Source organism: Streptomyces sp. NRRL B-24572 (genome assembly GCF_002156145.1).
Classification (GTDB): Bacteria; Actinomycetota; Actinomycetes; order Streptomycetales; family Streptomycetaceae; genus Streptomyces; species Streptomyces vietnamensis.
The window spans coordinates 1-3,205 of record NZ_MWIG01000698.1 but is presented as its reverse complement, the minus strand read 5'-3'; the positions used below and the strand labels follow the sequence as shown (position 1 = coordinate 3,205).

Sequence of the window (3,205 nt, the reverse complement as noted above, 5' to 3'; positions counted from 1 at the left end):
GGGTCGTGGGTGACCATGACGATCGTCTGGCCCTCGCGGTCGACGAGGTCCCGCAGCATGTCGAGCACCTCGCGGCTCGTCGTCGAGTCGAGCGCGCCGGTCGGTTCGTCGCCGAAGAGGACGGCCGGCCGGGTGATCAGCGCCCGGGCGATCGCGACCCGTTGCCGCTGCCCGCCGGACAGCTCGCCCGGCCGGTGCCGCTCCCGGCCGGCGAGTCCCACGCGCGCGAGTGCCTCCCGTATCTCCGTACGGGACGGGCGGCGGCCGGCGAGCCGGAGCGGCAGGGCGACGTTCTGCGCGGCGGTGAGCGAGGGCAGCAGGTTGAAGGACTGGAAGACGAAGCCGATCCGGTCCCGGCGCAGCAGCGTGAGGCGCCGCTCGCTCAGCCCCTCCAGGGCCGTGCCGCCGACCTCCACGGTCCCGGCGGTGGGCCGGTCGAGCCCGGCTGCGCACTGGAGGAGCGTGGACTTGCCGGAGCCGGACGGCCCCATGACGGCGGTGAAGGTCCCGGAGAGGAAATCGAGGTCGACGCCGTCAAGGGCGCGGACGTCGCGGTGGTGCCGGGCGAGCCCTCGGAGCCGCACGGCAGCGGCAGTGGCAGCGGTGGTCGTGGTCATGCATCGAGCGAACCGTTTCCGCCCGCCCCGATCACGACCACCACCGGGCGTCCGAAAGGTAGGGCCGGGCCTACCCCTCCCGTACCGCCTTCACGAACGCCTCGAGCGCGTCGAGGGGTTCGCGCCCGCCGAGCAGCGCGCGCAGGTCGCCCCGCGCCACGCCCGTACCGTCCAGGAAGCCGTGGGCGATCGCCGAGTACGTGCTCGCCAGCATCGGCACCTGGAAGGGCACGGCCCCGGACGCGGCGAGAGCGGTGCGGGCCTCCGCGAGCGTGCCGGGGGCGTACTCGGCGCCAAGCGCCGCCGCCAGCTCCGCGCCGCCGAGGGCGCGTTCGCCGACGAGCTCGTACACCCGGTTCCGGTGGGCCCCCGGGTCCGTGGCGACGGAGACGGCGACGTCGGCGAGGTCCGCGCGGGTGACGGCGGCGAGCCGCCCCTCGCCGAGGGGGCCGGTGATGCGGTTGTCCGCGTCGGGGGAGGCGATCCAGGCCAGGAGCTCGGCGTAGAGGCCGTTGCGGAGGATCGTCCAGTCGAGCGTCGTGGACCGCCGGAGCCGCCGCTCGGTCCAGCGGTGCGCGAGCGCGTACGTGAGGTGGTCGCCGTCGCCGGAGAGGCTCGTGTAGACGACGTGCCGGACGCCGGCGGCCTCGGCGGCGGAGATCGCGGCCTCGTGGCGGGCGACGACGACGTCGTCCTCCCCGTATCCGGCGGATATGAGGAGCAGCGTGTCGACGCCGGCGAAGGCCTCGGGGAGCGTCTCCGGCGCGTCGAAGTCGAGACGGCGGGTGCCGGGAAGGCCGGCGCGGGTGCCGAGGACGACGTCGTCGCGGCCGGCGAGCCGTTCGGCGACGAGCGAGCCGAGGGCGCCGGAGACGCCGGTGACGAGCAGCATGGAATCCCCCGGGGATCGTGACGGCTGAGACCATCGAGAAGGATCGAGAGCGATCGAGGATCATCGTGACCGGGCGGACAGGCGTGCGGAAGGAGGCACATTGATGTCAGAGGGGCACACGGAGGTAACCACCGAGCCCTTGGTCAGCTGTGCCGAGGACTGCGGGGTGCGGGACGTCCAGGACCGGCTCGGCGACAAGTGGACGGTGCACGTCGTCGTCGAACTCGCGGCAGGGGCAAGGCGGTTCAGGGAACTCCAGCGGCTCGTCACGGGCATCTCGCAGCGGATGCTGACGCTCACCCTGCGCCGTCTGGAGCGCGACGGGCTCGTCTCGCGGACGGTGTACCCGACGACCCCGCCGCAGGTGGAGTACGCGCTGACGGAGACCGGCCACAGCATGACCCGCCTGATCAAGCAGCTGATCGACTGGTCGCTCGACCACCGCGCGGTGATCGCCCGGTCGCGCGAGGAATGGGACGCGAGGACGACGGCATGACCGTGATCGACAAGGCCTTCGAGGCGCTGTACGCGAGCGACGACGGTTCCCTCGACACGGCGGCCTCACTCCTCGCCGCCGCGCCGGACGCGGACGCGGAACTGACGCGGCGGGGCGAGGAGTTCGTACGGACGCTGTGGGTACGGGGCTGGCAGCCGGCGGACCTGGTGCGGATGGCACGGCGAGACCTGTCGGACGAGCACGTCCGTCTTCTCTCCGCCCTGATCAGGACGGAGACGACCGCCTACGAACGCCTCCCGCACCGCTGGCAGGCGCAGCTGGACGACCTGGACGCCGAAGTCGTCCGCCCGACGGACCGCTTCTCGCGGGCGACGACCGTCCTGGAGCTGTACCGGCTGCTGGTCCGGCTGCCGCGCCTCGACGCGGTGGGCCCGGTCCCGGGGGAGGCGCTGCCGCCGGCGGCGGCGGGCGAGCCCCGGATGCTGACCCGGATCAGGGCGCTGCTCGCGAAGGCGGAGGCGACGGGGTACCCGGAGGAGGCGGAGGCGCTCACCGCGAAGGCGCAGGAGCTGATGGCCCGGCACAGCCTGGACGAGGCCACGCTCGCGGCGGGCGCGCCGTCCCCGGAGACGCCGGGCGCGATCCGGATCGGGGTGGAGCCGCCGTACGAGCAGGCGAAGGCGATCCTGCTGGACGCGGTGGCGACGGCGAACCACTGCCGGGCGGTGTGGAACGAGGCGTACGGCTTCTCGACGGTGGTCGGCTTCGAGGCGGACCTGGACCCGGTGGAACTGCTGTACACCTCGCTGCTCGTGCAGGGGACGGCGGCGATGACGCGGGCGGAGGCGGAGCAGCGGGCGGGCGGCCGCAAGCGCACGAAGTCCTTCCGGCAGTCCTTCCTCCTCGCGTACGCGAACCGGCTGGGCGCCCGGCTCTCGGCGACGTCCCGCCGGGTGGCGGCCGAGGTCCCGACGCTGCTGCCCGCCCTGGCCTCCCGGGAGGTGGCGGTGGGGGCGCGGACGGACGAGCTCTTCCCGGAGACCCGTACGACGCGGGTCAGGGCGGCGTGGGACGAGGCGGGCTGGGCCCACGGCGCAACAGCCGCCGACGCCGCAGGCCTCCACCCGAACCGCCCCCACTTGCCGTAGGCCGCACCGCGCGAACCCGCGCCCGGCAGGCCCGCGCCTGGCTGGGCGTCGCCCGCTGCCGTGTGGGCAGGCGTCCCGCGGGGCAAGGGGG

The 3,205-nt window shown here is 74.3% G+C and carries 4 protein-coding genes; 2 read left to right on the top strand and 2 right to left on the bottom strand.

Features of this window, described 5'->3' with window-relative positions:
* Both CCN56_RS33925 and CCN56_RS33920 read right to left on the bottom strand, forming a co-directional pair.
* Positions 1-617 (bottom strand): ABC transporter ATP-binding protein (locus tag CCN56_RS33925; RefSeq protein WP_086831672.1); only part of this gene is annotated, 617 nt, incomplete at its 3' end.
* A 70-nt stretch (positions 618-687) separates the two neighbouring features.
* Entirely contained in the window at positions 688-1,509 is an 822-nt protein-coding gene (locus tag CCN56_RS33920; protein ID WP_086831670.1) for an NAD(P)H-binding protein, read from the bottom strand.
* Positions 1,510-1,612: 103 nt separating this feature from the next.
* On the opposite strand from CCN56_RS33920, the gene CCN56_RS33915 reads away from it, so the two are divergent.
* Both CCN56_RS33915 and CCN56_RS33910 read left to right on the top strand, forming a co-directional pair.
* The gene (locus CCN56_RS33915; protein ID WP_086831669.1) at positions 1,613-2,005 is read left to right on the top strand and encodes a helix-turn-helix domain-containing protein; all 393 of its coding nucleotides are present in this window, start codon (positions 1,613-1,615) and stop codon (positions 2,003-2,005) included.
* Positions 2,002-3,114, top strand: coding sequence for a DUF2786 domain-containing protein (locus tag CCN56_RS33910; protein ID WP_086831671.1), 1,113 nt, complete (start codon positions 2,002-2,004; stop codon positions 3,112-3,114). The genes CCN56_RS33915 and CCN56_RS33910 overlap by 4 nt, the downstream gene beginning before the upstream one ends.
* The last annotated feature ends 91 nt before the right edge of the window (positions 3,115-3,205 follow it).

Coding starts and splice junctions, on each gene's coding strand:
- CCN56_RS33920 (WP_086831670.1), bottom strand. CDS start 1,509: ATGCTGCTCGTCACCGGCGTCTCCGGCGCCCTCGGCTCGCTCGTCGCC.
- CCN56_RS33915 (WP_086831669.1), top strand. CDS start 1,613: ATGTCAGAGGGGCACACGGAGGTAACCACCGAGCCCTTGGTCAGCTGT.
- CCN56_RS33910 (WP_086831671.1), top strand. CDS start 2,002: ATGACCGTGATCGACAAGGCCTTCGAGGCGCTGTACGCGAGCGACGAC.